The sequence below is a fragment of the Stenotrophomonas sp. YJH_SMC_19 genome (genome assembly GCF_059367915.1).
Genome location: NZ_JCAFRI010000005.1, coordinates 39,052 through 58,394, shown reverse-complemented (window position 1 = coordinate 58,394; position 19,343 = coordinate 39,052). Strand labels below are relative to the sequence as shown.

General features: G+C 67.8%; 19 protein-coding genes. 13 read left to right on the top strand and 6 right to left on the bottom strand.

The window, feature by feature from the left end; all coding sequences use genetic code 11:
• Positions 1 to 141: 141 nt before the first annotated feature.
• A complete protein-coding gene (locus AC5P5R_RS07825) occupies positions 142 to 3,060 on the top strand; it encodes a TonB-dependent receptor (RefSeq protein WP_111723037.1) in 2,919 nt (972 codons plus the stop codon).
• Between the two features lie 150 nt (positions 3,061 to 3,210).
• On the opposite strand, the gene AC5P5R_RS07820 is transcribed toward AC5P5R_RS07825, so the two are convergent.
• Positions 3,211 to 3,468 carry a DUF2789 domain-containing protein gene (locus AC5P5R_RS07820; RefSeq protein ID WP_024957127.1) on the bottom strand — a complete coding sequence of 86 codons (258 nt, stop codon included), beginning with the start codon at positions 3,466 to 3,468 and terminating at the stop codon, positions 3,211 to 3,213.
• Between the two features lie 107 nt (positions 3,469 to 3,575).
• Between AC5P5R_RS07820 and AC5P5R_RS07815 the strand changes: the two genes are divergently transcribed.
• The 5 genes from AC5P5R_RS07815 to AC5P5R_RS07795 are packed head-to-tail and all read left to right on the top strand — an operon-like array spanning position 3,576 to position 6,528.
• The gene (locus AC5P5R_RS07815; protein WP_005410929.1) at positions 3,576 to 4,163 is read left to right on the top strand and encodes a biliverdin-producing heme oxygenase; all 588 of its coding nucleotides are present in this window, start codon (positions 3,576 to 3,578) and stop codon (positions 4,161 to 4,163) included.
• 31 nt (positions 4,164 to 4,194) lie between these two features.
• Positions 4,195 to 4,662, top strand: coding sequence for a YbaN family protein (locus AC5P5R_RS07810; RefSeq protein ID WP_100438088.1), 468 nt, complete (start codon positions 4,195 to 4,197; stop codon positions 4,660 to 4,662).
• The gene (gene exbB, locus AC5P5R_RS07805) at positions 4,649 to 5,377 is read left to right on the top strand and encodes a tonB-system energizer ExbB (protein ID WP_059035503.1); all 729 of its coding nucleotides are present in this window, start codon (positions 4,649 to 4,651) and stop codon (positions 5,375 to 5,377) included. The genes AC5P5R_RS07810 and exbB overlap by 14 nt, the downstream gene beginning before the upstream one ends.
• Before the next feature lie 9 nt (positions 5,378 to 5,386).
• Positions 5,387 to 5,812, top strand: a complete 426-nt coding sequence (gene exbD / locus AC5P5R_RS07800; RefSeq protein WP_043034068.1) for a TonB system transport protein ExbD — start codon at positions 5,387 to 5,389, stop codon at positions 5,810 to 5,812.
• On the top strand, positions 5,809 to 6,528 hold the full coding sequence (locus tag AC5P5R_RS07795; protein ID WP_100438087.1) for an energy transducer TonB: 720 nt from the start codon (positions 5,809 to 5,811) through the stop codon (positions 6,526 to 6,528). Before exbD ends, AC5P5R_RS07795 begins: the two co-directional genes overlap by 4 nt.
• 77 nt (positions 6,529 to 6,605) lie before the next feature.
• Here the strand turns inward: AC5P5R_RS07795 and AC5P5R_RS07790 are convergent, their stop codons facing one another.
• Complete coding sequence (locus tag AC5P5R_RS07790) at positions 6,606 to 8,633, bottom strand: sodium-translocating pyrophosphatase (protein WP_059035334.1); 2,028 nt, start codon at positions 8,631 to 8,633, stop codon at positions 6,606 to 6,608.
• 308 nt (positions 8,634 to 8,941) lie between these two features.
• Between AC5P5R_RS07790 and AC5P5R_RS07785 the strand changes: the two genes are divergently transcribed.
• Positions 8,942 to 9,445 (top strand): hypothetical protein, encoded by a 504-nt coding sequence (locus AC5P5R_RS07785; RefSeq protein ID WP_005410923.1) that lies wholly within the window; start codon positions 8,942 to 8,944, stop codon positions 9,443 to 9,445.
• A 72-nt stretch (positions 9,446 to 9,517) separates the two neighbouring features.
• Here AC5P5R_RS07785 and AC5P5R_RS07780 read toward each other — a convergent pair whose 3' ends face one another.
• Both AC5P5R_RS07780 and AC5P5R_RS07775 read right to left on the bottom strand, forming a co-directional pair.
• Positions 9,518 to 9,907, bottom strand: coding sequence for a DUF488 domain-containing protein (locus tag AC5P5R_RS07780; protein ID WP_100438086.1), 390 nt, complete (start codon positions 9,905 to 9,907; stop codon positions 9,518 to 9,520).
• Positions 9,908 to 10,025: 118 nt separating this feature from the next.
• Positions 10,026 to 11,282, bottom strand: a complete 1,257-nt coding sequence (locus AC5P5R_RS07775) for a 6-phosphofructokinase (RefSeq protein WP_076739722.1) — start codon at positions 11,280 to 11,282, stop codon at positions 10,026 to 10,028.
• Positions 11,283 to 11,418: 136 nt separating this feature from the next.
• Here AC5P5R_RS07775 and AC5P5R_RS07770 point away from each other — a divergent pair, with 136 nt between their 5' ends.
• From AC5P5R_RS07770 to AC5P5R_RS07760, 3 genes are all read left to right on the top strand, one after another.
• Complete coding sequence (locus AC5P5R_RS07770) at positions 11,419 to 11,982, top strand: adenylate kinase (RefSeq protein ID WP_005410920.1); 564 nt, start codon at positions 11,419 to 11,421, stop codon at positions 11,980 to 11,982.
• 329 nt (positions 11,983 to 12,311) lie between these two features.
• Positions 12,312 to 13,676: a UDP-N-acetylmuramate:L-alanyl-gamma-D-glutamyl-meso-diaminopimelate ligase gene (mpl, locus tag AC5P5R_RS07765; protein WP_076739721.1), complete on the top strand. Its 1,365-nt coding sequence runs from the start codon at positions 12,312 to 12,314 to the stop codon at positions 13,674 to 13,676.
• Complete coding sequence (locus tag AC5P5R_RS07760; RefSeq protein ID WP_012481182.1) at positions 13,673 to 14,251, top strand: LON peptidase substrate-binding domain-containing protein; 579 nt, start codon at positions 13,673 to 13,675, stop codon at positions 14,249 to 14,251. Before mpl ends, AC5P5R_RS07760 begins: the two co-directional genes overlap by 4 nt.
• A 143-nt stretch (positions 14,252 to 14,394) precedes the next feature.
• Here the strand turns inward: AC5P5R_RS07760 and AC5P5R_RS07755 are convergent, their stop codons facing one another.
• On the bottom strand, positions 14,395 to 16,392 hold the full coding sequence (locus AC5P5R_RS07755) for a bifunctional DedA family/phosphatase PAP2 family protein (protein WP_012481181.1): 1,998 nt from the start codon (positions 16,390 to 16,392) through the stop codon (positions 14,395 to 14,397).
• Between the two features lie 85 nt (positions 16,393 to 16,477).
• On the opposite strand from AC5P5R_RS07755, the gene AC5P5R_RS07750 reads away from it, so the two are divergent.
• A complete protein-coding gene (locus AC5P5R_RS07750) occupies positions 16,478 to 17,140 on the top strand; it encodes a serine/threonine-protein kinase (protein ID WP_100438085.1) in 663 nt (220 codons plus the stop codon).
• Between the two features lie 14 nt (positions 17,141 to 17,154).
• Positions 17,155 to 17,643 (top strand): DUF2867 domain-containing protein, encoded by a 489-nt coding sequence (locus tag AC5P5R_RS07745; RefSeq protein ID WP_217279012.1) that lies wholly within the window; start codon positions 17,155 to 17,157, stop codon positions 17,641 to 17,643.
• Positions 17,644 to 17,694: 51 nt separating this feature from the next.
• Here the strand turns inward: AC5P5R_RS07745 and AC5P5R_RS07740 are convergent, their stop codons facing one another.
• Complete coding sequence (locus AC5P5R_RS07740) at positions 17,695 to 18,378, bottom strand: hypothetical protein (RefSeq protein ID WP_100438084.1); 684 nt, start codon at positions 18,376 to 18,378, stop codon at positions 17,695 to 17,697.
• Positions 18,379 to 18,486: 108 nt separating this feature from the next.
• Between AC5P5R_RS07740 and AC5P5R_RS07735 the strand changes: the two genes are divergently transcribed.
• On the top strand, positions 18,487 to 19,305 hold the full coding sequence (locus AC5P5R_RS07735; RefSeq protein WP_062605701.1) for an SDR family oxidoreductase: 819 nt from the start codon (positions 18,487 to 18,489) through the stop codon (positions 19,303 to 19,305).
• The last annotated feature ends 38 nt before the right edge of the window (positions 19,306 to 19,343 follow it).

Sequence of the window (19,343 nt, the reverse complement as noted above, 5' to 3'; positions counted from 1 at the left end):
ACCGCAAATCGCCCTTGGGGTTGCCGCGCGCCCAGCCGTCTTACCCCGCGAACGTACCCGCCGCCGCCACGTACGTCGCCGTGTCCGCCTGTGTTGCGGATGACGCCGCGCCTGCGGCACCGATTACCTGACAGGTTCCCCATGTTCGACTCCCACCGTCCGGGCCGCGCGCCGCGCCCGTCCCGCCTGTGCATTGCATTGCTGGCTGCCGGCCTGGCCAGTGCCACGCCATCCGTGCTGGCACAGAACGCCCGTGGCGATCACGCCGCCGTACAGCGCTTCGACATTCCAGCGCAGCCCCTGGACGATGCGCTGCGCAGCTACATGCGCCAGTCCGGCGTGCAGGTCGTGTATCCGGCCATCCCGGCCCACGGGGTGAGCTCGCGTGCGGTCAATGGCAGCCTGCCGGCCAACGAGGCGCTGCAGCAGCTGCTGCAGGGCAGTGGCCTGGCGGTGCGCCGGGTCAGCGCAGATGCAGTCACGCTGGAAGCGGCAACGCCGGCGCAGGTCGACAGCGGCGTGATCGTCACCGACACGCTCAGCGTGGCCGGCGACCGCGTCGACAGTGGCGCGACCAGCGACGAGGCGCGCCTGCTCGACAGCTATCGCAGCGTCGGTTCCACCACCACGCTCAACCGCACGCACCTGGAGCGTTTCCGCGGTACGTCCAACGGCGACATCGTCAAGGGCGTGGCCGGCGTCACTGCCGGTGACCCACGCGTTGGCAATGGCTTCGACGTCAACATCCGCGGCATCCAGGGCCAGGGCCGCGTGCCGGTGATCATCGACGGTGGCCAGTCCAGCATGGATACCTACCGTGGCTATGCCGGTCAATCGCAGCGTACCTACCTCGACCCGGACCTGATCTCCAGCCTGACCATCACCAAGGGCCCGAGCCTGCAGGCCAACGCCTCTGGCGGCATCGGCGGCGTGGTCGAGATGGAGACGCTGAAGATCGGCGACGTGCTGCGCGAAGAGCGCGACTTCGGCGTGCGCGTGCGTGGCGGCCTGGCCAACAACAGCGCCAACAACCTGCCTTCCTACAGTGCCGCGCCGCGCAACGATCGCAGCGCCACCGGCAGCCAGTTCTTCAACGTGGCCGCTGCGGGACACTGGGATCGCTTCGATCTGGTCGCCGCCTACGCCTACCGCGACAATGGCAACTACTTCTCCGGCAAGCACGGTTACGATGATTTCCCACAGACCCGTCGCACGCTGGCACCGCTGAATCCGCCGCGTACCGAAGTGTTCAACACCTCGTCGCGCTCGAAGTCGGCGCTGCTCAAGGGCACCTGGCGTATCGACGATGCACAGACCCTGGAAGCGGGCTACCGCCGCTACGAAGGCACCGCCGGCGAGATCATGGCCTCGCAGATCATCCGCGTCGATCGCGACCGCATTCCGCAATGGGATCCGGGCCACGTCGACATGGACAGCTACACCCTGCGCTATCGCTTCAACCCGGACAGCGAGCTGGTCGACCTGCGCGTCAACGCCGCGTACACCGACACCGACAGCGTGATGTACAACAGCCTGACCGGCATCACCCCCTGGTACTTCGATCGCCGCACCGAGTGGTACGACGCGCCCAGCTTCAGTGGCGACCCCGGCTATAAGGATGCCTACCGCAATCCGCTGCGACAGAAGCGCTTCGGACTGGATGCCAGCAACACCTCGAAGTTCGACACACGTGCTGGCGCGTTCACCCTCGACTACGGCCTGTCCTACAGTGACGAAGACATCGCACCGGGCAGCTCGGGCCCGGTCATGCACGATGACCTGATCAACAACCGTTTCCTGCGCAACGCCGAGCGCAAGGAATACAGCGCCGTGGCCTCGCTGAAGTGGCAGCCCGATGAGCACTGGGAACTGCTGGCCGGCGGCCGCTGGAACCGCGTGGATGTGCATGACCGCAACCGCTTGGCCACGCCCGATGCCTATGAGGTGCAGGGCCAGTACCGCTACACCGAACTGCTCAATGGCAACCCGGCGCTGCCGTCGTGGCGGGCCAAGCGCATCGCGCTGCTGAACTGGTATCCGGATGCCAACGGCAACTTCACCCAGGAATCGCTGCTGGCCTCACCGTACAAGAAGGGCACGGTGGGCGACATCGGTGGCTGGAACTTCTACGACGCCGGCAAGGCGCAGGACCTGGAAGTGCCGGTCAGCTGGACCTGGTCGCAGCCGATCCGCCGTCGCGATACCGCGTTCTCGCCGACCGCCAGCGTGGCCTACCGCTTCAGCGAAGACACCATGGTCTACGTGAAGTACGCCGAAGGCACCAAGCTGCCGAGCCTGTTCGAGACCACGCTGGGCCTGTTCACCGCTGCCAAGCCGGTGGGCGAGTTGAAGCCGGAGCGTGCGCGCAGCTGGGAAATCGGCGCCAGCACCATCCGCTACGACCTGTTCACCGCCGGTGACCGCCTGGCGCTGAAGCTGGCGTACTTCGATACCCGCATCGACGACCTGATCACCCGTGACTACCGCACGCTATCGGCGGGCCTGATCCGCAACGTCGACCAGTTCAAGGTCTCGGGCATGGAGTTCCAGTCCAGCTATGACAGCGGCAAGGTATTTGCCGATCTGTCCGCGCACTATTACTTCAAGGCCAAGACCTGCGCACCGGACATCGCCGCCGAGCGCCGTGCCTATGGGGCGCAGCGCAGGAACGGCGAGCTGGCCAACACGCCCGACTGCGTGGACGGCGGCTTCGAGGGCTCGTACACCAATACCCAGAACCCACCGCGCTACATGGTCAACCTGACCCTGGGCTCGCGCCTGTTCGACGAGCGCCTGACCTTCGGCACCCGCGTGGTCCACAACGCCGGCCCGATCAGCAAGCTGGACAAGGACTGGAACGTGGGCCTGTCGGCGATCCAGCAGCTGTACCGGCCAACCACGCTGGTGGACCTGTTCGCCAGCTGGAGCTTCAACGACCAGCTGTCGGTGGAAGCCGGCGTGGACAACCTGACCGACCGCTACTACCTGGACCCGCTGGCCCTGGGCGTGATGCCGGCCCCGGGCCGCACCGCGCGACTTGCGTTGACCTGGAAGTACTGATCGGTCGCGGATGAGCGGTGGGGCCGGATCCCTTTCCTGCGGAAAGGGCTCCGACTCCAGCGAGCCCCAACCGCCCTCGGTGGGTGCGGACCTTGGTCCGCACCGCTTCTGCCGTGCAATCGACAGCGCCGGGCCATGCCCGGCGTCTATTTACAGCCCGCTCGAAGCCTTTACCGCATCTTCGTGCAGCGACTCGTTCAGCTCGTCCACCACGGTGCTCCATGCCGCATCGGCCTGCAGCGATTCAGACAGGAACTGGCGTTGGGCATCGTTCCAGTAGGGCGCCTCGACCACTTCGACATCGGTGGCCAGCTGGTGTTCGCGGATGAAGCGGGCGATGCCCTCTGCGCTGGCATCCAGGCCCAGCTGCAGGAACAGGTTGGTCATGCGCGGTTCGGTGGTGATCATCGTCGGTTCCGGATGGACAAGGGGATGGCCCATTATCGGTGTAGACGGCCTTGGGGAAAGCCCCGTGGCAGACGTCTACAGCACGACGACCCCCTTGGCATTCCCCCATGAACGCACACATCGCCCCTGAAGAAAGCCGCAGCCTGCGGCTCAAGGCCGCCACCCGCGACAGCCACGGTGCCTTGGACAAGCGCATCATGGCCGGCGACATCTTCGCCGACCGCAGCAATTTCGCCCGTTTCCTGCGCGTGCAGTATCGCTTCCACCGCAGCATCGATGCGCTGTATGCCAACCCTGCGCTGGACGCACTGCTGCCGGACCTGGGCGAGCGCCGCCGCCTGACCCAGGTCGCGCGCGACCTGCAGGACCTGGAGCAGACCCTGCCGGGGGCTGACATCGCGGCGTTGCCGTCCGATCTGGAACTGCCCGCCGCGTTGGGGTGGCTGTACGTGGCTGAAGGCTCCAACCTGGGCGGCACCATTCTGTACAAGATGGCTGCCAAGCTCGGCCTGGACCGTGATTTTGGCGCCCGCCACCTGGCCGCGCATCCGGATGGCGCGGCGCGCCACTGGCGTGAGTTCACCGCGGCGCTGGACGCGGTACCGCTGAGTGTCGAGCAGGAGCAGCAGGTGATCGATGCGGCCGACGCCGCGTTCCGCAGCGTGCACGGCCACGTCGAAGTGGAATTCGCCTGATGCACGGCGCGCGCCCACAGGTGCAGCGCTGATGCGCTGGCTCTGGTTCGCGCTGGGCTGGCTGATGGTCGGGCTCGGGGTGATCGGCGCGTTGCTGCCGGTGATGCCGACCACCATCTTCCTGATCCTGGCCGTGGGCTGCTTCGCGCGCAGCTCACCGAAGTTCGAGCAGCGCCTATTGGCGCATCCGCGCTACGGCCCGTCGCTGCGGTTGTGGCGCGAGCAGGGCGCGGTATCGCGCAAGGGCAAGGCGTTTGCCAGTGCCGGCATGGCGCTGGGCTTTGCCCTGTTCTGCTGGGGCGCGCACCCGTCCTGGCGCCTGCTGTTGGGCGTGGGCCTGTTCTTCGCGGTCAGCGCCGGCTACGTGCTGAGCCGACCGGCACCGCGGCTGGAGCCCCATCCGGTCGTGGAAGTGGACGACGCCAATGATCCGCGCGCGGCCCGTCGTCTCGCAGCGACCCCTGATGCTGATGGAAACCGAGACGATGCTGCCTGCTGACCTGGCCCCCGTGGCCGCCCCCGCATTGACCCCATGGGGCATGTACCTGGCCGCCGACGTGGTGGTGAAGGCCGTGATGATCGCGCTGGCACTGGCGTCGCTGGCCACCTGGACCATACTGCTGGCCAAGGGTTGGGAACTGACGCGCCAGGCCCGGCAGCTGCGCGCGGCGCGCGCGCTGTTGCTGCAGTCCGCACAGCTGCCGCCGCAGAGCGAAGAGGCAAGTCTGCAGCAGGGCATCGCGCTGGCGATGCTGGACGCCGCCCGCACCGAACTGCGTCTGTCGCAGGATCTGGATAGTCGCGACGGCATCAAGGAGCGCATCGCCTCGCGCCTGGACCGCATCGAGCTGGAGACCGCGCGCGTGCAGCGGCGCGGCATCGGTGTGCTCGCCAGCATCGGCGCGGTGGCGCCCTTCGTCGGCCTGTTCGGCACGGTGTGGGGCATCATGAACAGTTTCATCGGCATCGCACACAGCAACACCACCAACCTGGCGGTGGTTGCGCCCGGCATCGCCGAGGCCCTGCTCGCGACCGCACTCGGCCTGGTCGCGGCGATTCCCGCGGTACTGGTCTACAACCATTTCAGCCGCGTGCTGGCCGGCCTGCGGGGCCTGCTCGGCGATCTGTCGGCGGCCGTGCAGCAGCTGGTCTCGCGCGATCTTGATCGTGTCGTGCCGCGTAGCGCAGCGGCACCGCTGCGCGCCGTGCACTGAGGCGCGACGATGGCGATCAGGACCGCGTCCGACCGCGACGACGCACCGGAAGAAGCACACGAGATCAACGTCACGCCCTTCATCGACGTAATGCTGGTGCTGCTGATCATCTTCATGGTAGCCGCACCGCTGGCCACCGTATCAGTGCCGGTGCAGCTGCCGGCCAGCAGCGCCAGTGCCACGCCGCCCGAACAGGCGCCGGTGTATGTGACCGTGCAGGCCGATCTGTCGCTGCGCGTGGGCGAGCAGGCGGTGGCGCGTGACGGGCTGGCCGCTGCATTGCAGGCGGCCACCCACGGCGACACCGCGCAGCGCATCTTCCTGCGTGCCGATACCCACGTGCCTTACGGTGAACTGATGGCGACGCTGGACGCGCTGCGTGGCGCAGGCTACTTGAAGGTGGCACTGGTTGGACTGGAGCAGGGCGCGCGATGAGTGGACTGCGGCGCTGGGCGACCAGCCTGGCGATCGTGCTGCTGGTGCACGCGCTGCTGATCGGCGCAGCCTGCTGGTGGGCGACGCGCGCACCGGTGCTGGCTGCGACGGCGCCGCCCGCCGCGCTGATGCTGGAACTGGCACCGATGGCGCAGGCACCGCCGGTGCCGCCGCGCGAGGTCGCCACCGGTCCACTGCAGCAGCAACAGCAGCGGCAGGCGCCGAAGCCGGCGCTGCGCGAGCAACCGGAGGCGCCGGTGCAGCCGCAGGGTGACCTGCCACCGCCGCGGGCACCGGATCCGACCCCCTCGCCGGACACCGCCGACGCCAACGTCGCGCAGACCAGCGCGCCACCACAGGTGGCCGCCGATGCGGCCACGCGCTATACCGCGCCGCAGACGACGGCCGGCGAGCGCAGCCGTGCCGAGGCCACCTGGGAAGGGCGCCTGCTCGGGCACCTGCAGAAGCATCGTCGCTATCCGCGCCAGGCCGAGCGGCTGCGCCAGCAGGGCGTGGTCTACGTGCGCTTTGCCGTGGCCCGCGATGGCGCGGTCTCGGGGTTGAAGCTGGGCCGCAGCAGTGGCTTCGCGCTGCTTGACCAGGAGACGCTGGACACCGTGCAGCGCGCCAGCCCGGTACCGGCGCCGCCGGCCGAAGTGGCCGGCGACCCGGTGGACGTAATGGTGCCGGTGTCGTTTTTCCTGCGCGGGCGGTGATTGACGGTGGGGTCGGATCCCTTTCCTGGGAAAGGGCTCTGACCCCATCGAGGCCGTCATCCACGCATGGCGTGGATCTACAACAACGGCACCAGCAGCAGCGCCACGATGTTGATGATCTTGATCAGCGGATTGATCGCCGGGCCGGCCGTGTCCTTGTACGGGTCACCGACGGTATCGCCGGTCACCGCAGCCTTGTGCGCCTCGCTGCCCTTGCCGCCGAAGTGGCCATCTTCGATGTACTTCTTGGCGTTGTCCCAGGCGCCACCGCCGGTGGTCATCGAAATGGCCACGAACAGGCCGGTCACGATCGTGCCGATCAGCAGGCCACCCAGTGCGCGTGGCCCCAGCAGCAGGCCGACCACCACCGGCACCGCCACCGGCAGCAGCGAGGGCACGATCATTTCGCGGATCGCCGAGCGGGTCAGCATGTCCACCGCCTTGTCGTACTGCGGCTTGCCGGTGCCCTGCATGATGCCGGGGATCTCGCGGAACTGGCGACGTACTTCCTCCACCACCGCACCCGCCGCGCGGCCGACCGCTTCCATCGCCATCGCACCGAACAGGTAGGGAATCAGGCCGCCGATCAGCAGGCCGATGATCACCGTGTGGTCGCTGAGGTCGAAGCGGAATTCCTGCCCGGGATGTGCAGCCTGCAGGTTGTGCGTGTAGTCCGCGAACAGCACCAATGCGGCCAGTGCGGCCGAACCGATCGCATAGCCCTTGGTCACCGCCTTGGTGGTGTTGCCCACCGCATCCAGTGGATCGGTGATGTCGCGGATCTCCGAGGGCAGCTCGGCCATCTCGGCAATCCCACCGGCGTTGTCGGTGATCGGCCCGTAGGCATCAAGAGCGACGATCATGCCGGCCATCGACAGCATCGCGGTGGCGGCGATGGCGATGCCGTACAGCCCACCCAGCGCGAACGCGCCCCAGATCGCCGCACACACGGCCACCACCGGCAGCGCCGTGGACTTCATCGAGATGCCGAGGCCGGCGATGATGTTGGTGCCGTGGCCGGTGGTCGAGGCCTGCGCCACGTGCTGCACCGGCTTGTACTGGGTGCCGGTGTAGTACTCGGTGATCCACACGATCAGCCCGGTCAGGACCAAGCCGATCAACGCGCAGCCGTACAGGGCCATCGGCCCGTGCACGTTGTCACCCATCAGGCCGGTAGTGATCGGGTAGAAGGCGATGGCGGCCAGCACGCCGGAGACGATCACGCCCTTGTACAGCGCGCCCATGATCGAGCCGCCAGGCTTCACTTTGACGAACAGCGCGCCGATGATCGAGGCGATGATCGATACGCCGCCCAGCACCAGCGGATACAGCACCGCATTGGTTCCGGCTTCGGCCAGCATCAGGCTGCCCAGCAGCATCGTTGCGATGACGGTCACCGCGTAGGTTTCGAACAGATCGGCGGCCATGCCGGCGCAGTCGCCCACGTTGTCACCCACGTTGTCCGCGATCACCGCCGGGTTGCGCGGGTCGTCCTCGGGAATGCCGGCTTCCACCTTGCCGACCAGATCGGCGCCGACGTCGGCGCCCTTGGTGAAGATGCCACCGCCCAGCCGCGCGAAGATCGAGATCAGCGACGAGCCGAAGGCCAGGCCGACCAGCGCATGCAGCGCCTGTTCCATCGGCAGGCCCATGCGCAGCAGCAGCGCGTAGTAGCCGGCCACGCCCAGCAGGCCGAGGCCGACCACCAGCATGCCGGTGATGGCACCGCCGCGGAAGGCGACGTCCATTGCGGCGCTGATGCCGTGGCGTGCAGCTTCGGCAGTGCGCACGTTGGCGCGTACCGACACGTTCATGCCGATATAGCCGGCCGCGCCGGACAGTATCGCGCCGACCGCGAAGCCGATCGCGGTGTACCAGCTGAGGAACACACCGACCAGCACGAACAGCACCACACCGGCCACGCCAATGGTCAGGTACTGGCGGTTGAGATAGGCACGCGCACCTTCCTGGATCGCCGTGGCGATCGCGATCATGCGTTCATTGCCGGTGGGTTGGCGCAGGATCCAGCGCGCCGAGACGATTCCGAACAGGATCGCGAGAATGGCGCAGCCCAGCGCCAATGACAGCCCGTGACGTTCCAGCATTAGACCCCTCCGCAGAATGGATGTAGGCATCCAGTGGCGATGAACGGCACCACGAGGGGGACGACGGGCTGCAGCCTGGAACCAACCCGTACCGACCTTGGCGGTCGTCCGACGTATGGCGGTGTTCAGCATTCCCTGGTGCCCGCAGTATGCGTGCCGCGCACTGTAGAGTCGAGCCGTGCTCGACTGGCTTCTGCGAGCCGCAGCGCATGCCGCCAGTCAATGGGCTTGATTCGAGAGCCACCGGCCTTTGCACCCCGTTAAGCCAGGCTCTGCAAGCCTGCGCTCAGTCCTGTAGGAGATCTCCCATGCGCCTGTCCCTGTTGATGCTTGCCGCCCTGGTCCCGGCCGTACCAGCACTCGCCGCGGAAACCCCGGAGCTACAGCGCGCCGTGGGCGCTCCGCAGGCGGTAGGCGCGGTGCATACGCTGCGGCAGATCCCCGAGGCCTGTGCGCGCCTGGAAGGCGCCTTCACCGGGCAGGCGGCCGAGCCGTACCGCTTCTCTGCGGTGCGTACCAGTGAGCAGTGCCAGCCGCGCGCGCGCTTCGTCGACTACGCCAAGGCGCAGCCAAGTGCCGACAAGGGCTGGAAGCTCAATGATGTGATCCGCGTGCCCAGCGCCGCATGCCCGGCACAGCAGGCCGTGGTGCGCGTGTGGCGCCTGCCGTCGACCAACAAGGTCGAGCTGGACGGTCAGGGCCAGTCGCGCATCTATCTGGAGGAAGCGAAGAAGCAGGCCGCTGCCGGCCAGATTCCGCAGGTGACGATGTTCGCCGCGCAGCTGCAGATGGAAGGCAAGGCCTGCAACTGAAATTGCCTGGGCGGTGTACCCAAGCGGTCATCCACGGGTAGTGCCGGCCGCTGGCCGGCAACCCTGCAATCATCACTCCGCCAGCGTCGCCCCGCGCGCCACCAGCAGCTCGCGCAAAGCCCTGCGATGGCAGTGCGCCTCATCCTCGCAGTAGCACCCCACGCTGATGTCGCTGTGCTGCGACAGTGCGGCAAGCAGGTCCAGTGCATGGGCGGCATCCGGCGCTTTCATCTCGGCCTTGTAGTGGCGGAAGAACGCGGTCCAGTCGGCGGCCGTCGTCGCCTCATGCGCCCGCTTCACCAGTTCCGCGCTGGGTGCCAGGGTCGGGAACCAGACGTCGTACCAGTCCTGTCGGGCGAACTCGCTGCGCGGAACGCCGCGCGGCGGCCGCCGCACGGTGCCGATGCGCAGGCCCTCGCCAGACACGCGCGGCGTACCGAGTCGAACAACACGCAGTGCCATGGTGTTCCTCCATTAAAAGGGGACGGAGGGGATTAAGTCGTATCCGACCCACTGCTGACGCTGTTGGAGATGACAGAGGGGCGTATGCGACTTAATCCCCTCCGTCCCCTTTTTCGGGTCAGCCCTCGAACGGCGGCAGCTTCTGCTTCACCGCCACGTTCTTCAGGGTGACGTACTTCGGCAGGCCGTCGGCGCCATACGGCAGCGGCGCTTCGCCCTTGATCAGTGGCGACAGGTAGGCCCGCGCCCTGGCGGTGATGCCGAAGCCGTCGCGGCGGATGAAGCCGGCGGGCATCTTCTTTTCATGGTTGGCGATCTTCGACAGTGGCGCCGCTTCGATCTTCCAGCGGTAGGGCGCATCGCTGCTGCGCACGATCACCGGCATCACGCCGTTCTGGCCCTTCAGCGCCAGCTGCACGGCGGCCTTGCCGACCGCCTGCGCCTGCTCCCAGTCGGTCCTGCTGGCCAGGTGCCGGGCCGAGCGCTGCAGGTAGTCGGGCAGCGCCCAGTGCACCTTCAGGCCCAGCTGGTCCTTGACCCGGCCGGCCAGGTGCGCGGCCACGCCGCCCAGCTGCGAGTGGCCGAACGAGTCCTTGCCGCCGCCAGCGTCAGCGACGAAGCGGCCATCGCCGGTGGCGATGCCCTCCGACGCCACCACCACGCAGTAGCCGACGCGCTCGACCACCGCTTTCACCTTGGCCAGGAACGCCGCCTCGTCATAGGCGCGTTCGGGCAGCAGGATGACGTGCGGCGCTTCGTCATCGCCGTTGCCGGCAAGGCCTGCGGCCGCGGCCAGCCAGCCGGCGTGGCGGCCCATCGCCTCGTAGATGAAGACGCGGGTGGAGGTTTCGGCCATCGCCGCCACGTCCAGCGCTGCCTCGCGTACCGACACCGCAGTGTACTTGGCCGCCGAGCCGAAGCCGGGGCAGGTGTCGGTCACCGCCAGGTCGTTGTCGATGGTCTTGGGCACGCCGATGCAGGTCAGGTCGTAGCCGGAGGCTTTGGCCAGCTGCGAGACCTTCAGCGCGGTATCGGCCGAGTCGTTGCCGCCGTTGTAGAGGAACCAGCGCACGTCGTGCGCGCGCAGCACCTCCAGCAGGCGGTCGTAGCGGGCGCGGTCGGCGTCCAGCGATTTCAGCTTGACCCGGCAGGAGCCGAACGCGCCGCCCGGGGTATGGGCGAGGGCGCGGATGGCCGCAGCGCTCTCCTTGCTGGTGTCGATCAGTTCCTCGCGCAGCGCGCCGAGGATGCCGTTGCGCGCGGCCAGGACCTTGATGCCCTTGGCCCGGGCCTGCTCGATCACCGCCGCCGCCGTGGCGTTGATGACCGCGGTGACACCACCGGATTGGGCGTAGAGGAGAGTACCGTTGCGCATGCGTCTACCTGCTCGGGGGAAAGGACATTGCAGGGACATTACCCGGATGCGGTAAAGTGGCGCTATTGCGGTGCAGCGATACCGGTCCGTCCGGGACGCGAACCTTCTTTGTTTTCAACACGTTGGAGTCAGGTCAATGCGATTGGTTCTGTTGGGACCGCCCGGTTCGGGCAAGGGGACACAGGCGACGCGCCTGAAGGAAAAGCTGGGGATCGCCCACATTTCGACCGGTGACATGCTGCGCGCGGAAATCGCCGCGGGCACGGAGCTGGGCAAGCAGGCCAAGACGGTGATGGATGCCGGCAACCTGGTGTCGGATGACATCCTGCTGGGCATGCTGGAGTCGCGCCTGACCCAGCCCGATGTCGCCAAGGGCTTCATTCTTGATGGTTATCCGCGCAATGTGGCCCAGGCCAATGCGATGGACGGCCTGCTGGCCAAGATCGGCCAGCCGCTGGATGCCGTGGTGCAGCTGGACGTGGCCACCGAGCTGCTGGTCGAGCGCATCGCCGGTCGTGCCAAGGAACAGGGCCGCGCCGATGACACGCCGGAAGCGGTGCGCCAGCGCCTGCAGGTCTACAACGACCAGACCGCCCCGGTGGTCGACTTCTACGCTGGCCGTGGCACCCTGGCCCGCGTCGATGGCGTCGGTGAGCTGGACGAGATCGAAGCCCGCATCCTGGCGGCGATCAAGGCCTGATCCGGCGGGGCCGGCCTGTTGCCGGCCCTTCGGGCGCAAAAAAACACAGGCCTGGTCCGTGAGGATCAGGCCTGTGTCGTTTGACAGGCGCCAGCGAAGGGCTTGCTCAGGGCCCCGCAGCATGAGCTCCCTTGGGGATGGCCTCTTGGGGAGTAGGACCGGTTCGGGTACTGCGGCTGGCAGTTCGAATTGTGTCCGGGTTCACAGAACATCGCTATCGGGAATTCCCTGACAGGTGATTGGAGTTTTCTCACATCCCGTGTAGGACTTGTCTTACCCGGGGGCGGACATTGGCCCTATACAGCCGTCATCGGTCACAATCCTCGGTCATGAGCAGCGTACATATCCTTGCAATCGCCGGCACCTTCATGGGCGGCGTGGCCGCCCTGGCGCGGGAACTGGGCCATACGGTCAGCGGCAGCGACCAGGCCATCTATCCGCCAATGTCGACCCAGCTCGAGCAGCTGGGCATCGCCCTGGACCAGGGCTACCGCGCCGACAGCGTGCCGGCCGGCACCGATGACGTGGTGATCGGCAACGCCCTCTCGCGCGGCAATGCCGCCGTTGAGGCCGTGCTCGACGCCGGCCAGCGCTACATTTCGGGAGCGCAATGGCTGTCCGAACAGGTACTGCCGGGTCGCGACACCCTGGCCGTGGCAGGTACCCATGGCAAGACCACCACCACCACCATCCTCACCTGGCTGCTGGAAAGCGCGGGTCGTTCGCCCGGTTTCCTGATCGGCGGCGTCGCCGAGGATTTCGGCGTCTCCGCCCGGCTGGGCCAGGGCCGCGAGTTCGTGGTCGAGGCCGACGAGTACGACACCGCGTTCTTCGACAAGCGCAGCAAGTTCGTGCACTACCGGCCGCTGGTGGCCATCCTCAACAACCTTGAATACGACCACGCCGACATCTTCCCGGACGTGGCCGCGATCCAGCGCCAGTTCCACCACCTGGTGCGCACGGTGCCGGCGCGTGGCCGACTGATCGTCAACGGCGAGGACCCGCATCTGGCCGAAGTGCTGGCGATGGGCTGCTGGACCCCGGTCGAGCGCTTCGGCTTCGACCCGTCGCTGGAATGGCATGCCGAGCTGCTGGCCGCCGATGGCAGCGCCTTCCGCGTACACCACCGCGGGCAGGCAATGGGCGATGTGCACTGGTCGTTGCTGGGCCGCCACAACGTGCTCAACGGCCTGGCTGCGCTGGCTGCCGCACACGCTGTGGGCGTGGCGCCGGCCGACGTGATTCCTGCGCTGGCGCGCTTCCGCAGCGTCAAGCGCCGCATGGAAGTGATCGGCCGCGATGACGGCATCACCATCTACGACGATTTCGCCCATCACCCGACCGCGATCGCCACCACGCTGGAAGGCCTGCGTGCCAAGGTGGGTGACGCGCGCATCGTGGTCGCGATGGAGCCGCGCAGCAATTCGATGCGGCTGGGGGCGCACGCGCAGGCGCTGGCCCCGTCGCTGGCGTTGGCTGACGAGGTGGTGTTCCTGCATCGCCCGGAACTGGCCTGGGATGCGGCCGCGGTGATCGCCGCGGTGCGCGGCGAAGCGCACGCGGTGCCCGATACCGACGCGCTGCTGGCGCAGCTGCAGGCCAGCGCGCGCAGCGGCGACCACGTGGTGTTCATGTCCAATGGGGGCTTCGACGGCGCACCGCGCCGCTTCCTCGCCGCGCTGCAGGCCCGATGAGCAGCGACACATCACTGCCGCTGTTTCCGCTGCATACCACGCTGGTGCCGGGTGCAGCGGTCGGGCTGCGCGTGTTCGAGCGGCGGTACCTGGATCTGGTCCGCGACAGCGGCCGCAGTGGCGAGGGCTTTGGTGTCTGCCTGATCCTCGACGGCCAGGAAGTGGGAGCCCCAGCGACACCGGCAGCGTATGGCGTGCAGGTACGCATCGAAGACTTCGATGTCGGCGCCGACGGCGTGCTGCAGTTGCGCCTGCGAGGCACCCGCCGCTTCCATGTCGAGCGCACCCGCGTACGCGACAACGGCCTGGTGGTGGCCGACGTGCGCTGGTGCGACGAAGACCCCGACGATGAGCTGCGGCCGCAGCATGCGCTGCTGGCCACGGTGCTGGGGCACATCATCGAGCAGGCCGGTGAGGCCTATGCGCCGGCCAATCCGGCGTTGCTGGACCAGGCCAGCTGGGTTGGCTGGCGGCTGGCCGAACTGCTGCCGCTGAGCGAGCAGCAGCGCCTGCAGCTGCTGCAGATGGACGACCCGCACCAGCGGTTGCAGCAGTTGCTGGGCTGGATGCCGTAGCCGATAACCGCCAACCAAGGTTGGCCACTACCCACGGCAGGGGACGACCAGGGCGCGGCGGAACCGGTAGCTGCCAACCTTGGTTGGCGGCCTTCCCCGAAACGCCAACCAAGGTTGGCATCTACCAGAGCGCCGCGGCGGCCTCAGGGCGTTGTCGTCTTCAACCGCAGCACCGGCAACCCGGTTTCGCTGTGCACGTCCTCGCGCTGCGGCAGGTCCTGCACGGCGTCCTTCACCGCGTTCAACGCCGGGTCGACGCCACGCAGCGGGTGCCACATGCCGATCCACTCGAAGTGGCGTTCGTAGCGCAGGGTCTGTGCACTGCCCAGCCACAGCGGCGTGTTGCCCGCCTGCAGCTGCGCGGGTGCCGGCCACAGGCGCAGCACATAGCGTTCGTCCGGCTTCGCACCCTGGCGCACCATCAGCAGTGCTTCCACGCGGGTGTCCAGCGTGGCCGGCAGCACCGGCAGTTCATCGGCGCCGGTGTTCTTGTCCAGCATCAGCAGCGCCTGCTGCCAGCCGGCCTGTTCCTGCCGCTTCCAGCCACGCGCTTCCAGCTGCGCCTGCAGCGGTGCCAATGGCCCGGCCACCTGCACGTCCAGCGGCCAGCGCTGGTCGTCGTCGAACTCGTTGCGGCGCGCCGGCAGCGTGGCCCAGTCGTGCTGCCACCAGGCCTGCATGTCCATCGCCTGCGGGGCCGGCAGGGTCGGTTCGAAGCGTTCCAGCTTCACCGGGATGTTGCGCGGTGCGTACCACATCGCCGCCACGGCGAAGACGCCGTAGAACAGCCAGGCCACCGGCTTCACCCAGAACGAGCGGTTGAAGCGGCGGCGATAGGCGATGCCCAGCACCAGCAGCCAGAACGTGCCGAACAGCATGCCGCCGATCACGTCGCTCAGCCAATGCGCGCCCAGGTACAGGCGCGAGAAGCCGATCAGGCTGACCACGATGCCCGAAACCAGGTACGGCCAGACGCGGGTGCGGCCGGGCATCTCGCGTGCGATCAGCACCGCGAAGAAGCCGAAGGTGATGGTGGCCATGGTCACCGACACCGACGGGAAGCCGAAGCCGCTGCTGGCGTCGATCGGGCGCACCACATCCACGGTGGCGCCCAGCAGCATGGTCAGCGCCAGGCCGAAGGCCAGTGCCGCCAGCCAGTGCGCAGCGGCCATCCAGCGTCGGCGCCAGATCAGATAGCCCATCGCCGCGGCGGTGGCCGGCAGCAGGACCTGCCAGGCCCCGAGCGACGCCAGCGCAGCCATCGGGTAGTCGGCCAGCGGATTGCGCAGCGCCAGCATGGCCTGGTGCACCAGCAGGTCGATCGCCAGCGGCTCGCCGTGTGCGACCACCACGGTCAACAGCGCGAACCAGCCCCAGCCCAGCAGGAGCAGCATCAGCGCCAGCATCGCCAGCGGCACCGATTCGCGCCGCTTCGGGTCCAGCACGCCAACGGTGTAGCGGCCCAGCGTCGGGTGGCGGTTGGACCAGTCCAGCAGGCGTGCCAGCCAGTTGTCCATGCGTGCGGCCGACCAGCGGTAGCCGTACAGCACGATGGCCCAGACCAGGCCAAGGATCACCGCCAGCAGGCCGACCACCACCACCAGCCGCCCGGCCACAGCAGCCACCGCGTCGTACGCTTCGCCGAGGATCCAGCCCGGCGCCAGGAACAGCACCGCCCAGGAAATGCTGGCGATGCCGCTGGCCTGCACGTAGCGGCTGGCGGGCATCTTCATCATGCCGGCGATGGCCGGCACGAACGGGCGGATCGCGCCGACGTAGCGTGCCACCAGGATGCTCTTGAAGGCATTGCGGCGGAACAGGTTTTCGCCGCGGTCGAGCAGCTGCGGGTAACGGCTGAACGGCCACACGCCGCGCAGGCGGTCGCCCCAGCGGCGGCCGATCCAGTAACTGATGCCATCGCCGGCAAACGCACCCAATGCCGCAGCCGCCACCGCGTACGGCCCGGAGATCTGGCCCAGGCCAATGAACACGCCCACCGCGAACAGCAGTGGCAGCGCCGGCACGATGGCGCCAAGAATGATGACCGCATCGCAGAAGGCGATGAGGAAGATAACGGCGCCCGCCAGCACGGGGTGAGCGGCAATCCACGCGAGCGTGGCGTCGATCCATGAAGAGTCCATTGCCCGATTATAGGGGCGTGAAGGTGACTGGTTCCCAGCCGCTTCGTGACCGTTTGCAACCGGCGCCATCGCCTAGAATGGAGTCATGCCGAATACGCCAGACGCTCCCCACCATGCTCTGAAGGCCGACAGCTTCGGCCGGATCCTTCTTGTGAAAGGGCCCGATGGCCGGTTCGTACGCCGCGATCTGGGGGCCACGCCGCTGTGGCTGCGGTTGCCCGCGTGGTGGCTTGCACGTCGCGAAGCACGCGCGCTGCGCCATATCCATGGCATGGCCGATGTGCCGCAGCTGCTGGCCTGGGATGGCCGCCACCTCGACCGCAGCTTCATGGCCGGCGATGCCATGTACCAGCGTCCGCCGCGCGGCGATCTGGCTTGGTTCCGCGCCGCGCGTCGCCTGCTGCAGCAGCTGCATCGCAATGGCGTGGCCCACAACGACCTGGCCAAGGAAGCCAACTGGCTGGTCACTGAAGATGGACGACCGGCGCTGATCGACTTCCAGCTGGCGGTGATCGGCAACCCGCGCTCGCGCTGGATGCGGCTGCTGGCCCGCGAGGACCTGCGCCACCTGCTCAAGCACAAGCGCATGTACTGCCGCGAATCACTCACCCCGGTGGAGAAGCGCGTGCTCAAGCGTACGTCGTGGGTGCGCGAGCTGTGGTTCGCCACCGGCAAGCCGGTCTACCGCTTCGTCACCCGCCGCATCCTGCACTGGGAAGACAACGAGGGGCAGGGACCGAAGCCGTGAGTGCATCGCAGGTGATGAGCGCGCCGCCGAGCGCGGGCAGCGTGCTGCGAACTCAGCTGCCCGGTGCGGATTTCGTGCATGCGTGCCATGCGACCACCCGTCGTGACGGGCGCTCGGCCTTGCAGGCCTATCGCGACATGGCCGCGAGCATTCCCGGTTGGTTCGACGGTCTGATGGCGCTGCGCAACCACGGCATGCGCCTGCTTGGGATGAAGCACCTTGGCTCATTGCGTGCGGTGCAGGACACCGACGATCCGGCTGCCGGCCAGCGGCTGGGCATCTTCACCCTGCAGTCGCTGGATGACGATGCCATCGTGCTGGAAGACGATGATCGCCACCTGCGCGTACAGCTGGCCCTGCAATGGCAGGGCGATGTGCTGGAAGTGGTGACGGTGGTGCATACGCATAACGCATTCGGGCGCCTCTACATGCTGCCGGTCGCGCCCGTGCACAGGTTGATCGTGCCGCATCTGCTGCAGAAGCAGGTGCAGGCGTACCGGTGATTCGACACTGCGCTCGCCGGGCCATGCCCGGCGACACGCGGCGTTTCCGGATTACGGCGTCGCCGGCACCACCTGCTGGCCGATGAAGTTGCGCTTGGCATCGAAGTCATAGGCGATCTGCAGCTGGCCCACGTCCGGGCAGGCGTGGCAGTCGCGCAGCGGTGTGCGGTACAGCAGGCGGATCCCGCCGCCCTCCAGCGGTGTCGCTCCGGCCGATTGCGCCGGCGCGAATGGCGTGGCCTGCGGGTTGGCCTTCAACAGCTCCTGCACGGCCGGGTCGGCACGCAGCGTGTCGTCCAGCTGTACGGCATCCACATCGATGCGCTTGCCGCCGGCGTCGACCAGGCGGGTGCCTTCGTTGGTGTTGGCCCGGAAGGGATACTCGACCGTGGCAATGCCCAGCCCCTCGTTCTCATGCCAGGCGGTGACATACGCCAGTTCCCCGGCGCTGGACAGTTGCTCGGCCGCGGTGATCGCCTCGGCGCTTGCTCCCCCCGCTCGCATCGCATCGCGCAGGCAATCCCGGGTGGCGGCATTCTCGCCCTGGCGGCATGCGTTCAGATCGCCATCCCAGACCACGGCCTCGCTCCAGCGCATCTTGCCGTCGGCGGCGGCCTTCTCCGCGCTGGGCGCGTCACCGGCGGGTGGCTCCTTGCCGGGTTCCGGCGAACGGCCCTGGCAGGCAGTCAGCAGGGCAAGCCCCAGGGCAGGCAGCAACAGGCGGGAACGGCGCATGGCGTGGACCTCGTGCGTTGGCTGGAGGCCCGAGTATCGTCAAGGCCGGGTGAACTCCGCGTCGGCGCGGCATACTAGCGGCTCATTGCATACGCTGGAGTGTGGAACGTGGGCAGTCTGCAGGGCAAAACGCTTTTCATCACCGGAGCCTCGCGTGGGATCGGCCTGGCCATCGCACTGCGCGCTGCGCGCGACGGCGCCAACGTGGCCATTGCGGCCAAGTCGTCGGTGCCGAATCCGAAGCTGCCGGGCACCATCCATACCGCGGCCGAAGCGGTGACGGCGGCAGGCGGGCAGGGCCTGGCCCTGAAGTGCGACATCCGCGAGGAAGAGCAGGTGCACGCGGCGGTTGCGGCCACGGTCGATACCTTCGGTGGCATCGACATCCTGGTCAACAACGCCAGCGCGATCTGGCTGCGCGGTACGCTGGATACGCCGATGAAGCGTTTCGACCTGATGCAGCAGGTCAATGCGCGCGGCAGTTTCCTGTGCGCGCAGGCCTGCCTGCCGTACCTGCTGCAGGCGCCGAATCCGCACATCCTCACCCTTGCACCGCCGCCCAGTCTGGAGCCGAAGTGGTGGGCACCGCATACCGGCTACACGCTGGCGAAGATGGGCATGAGCTTCGTTACCCTGGGCCTGGCCGCGGAATTCGGCCCGCAGGGCGTGGCGGTGAATGCGCTGTGGCCGCGCACGGTCATCGCCACCGATGCGATCAACATGATCCCGGGCGTGGATGCGGCCGGCTGCCGCATGCCGCAGATCATGGCTGATGCCGCGCATGCGGTGCTGGTGCGCGAAGCGGCGGGCTTCCATGGCCAGTTCCTGATCGACGATGACGTGCTGGCGCAGGCGGGTATCACCGATCTTTCGGGCTACGCAGTGGATCCATCGCGTCCGTTGCTGCCGGATCTGTTCCTGGATTGATCGTACGTCGCCGGAAGAGGCCGAGGGCTGCGAGCTTC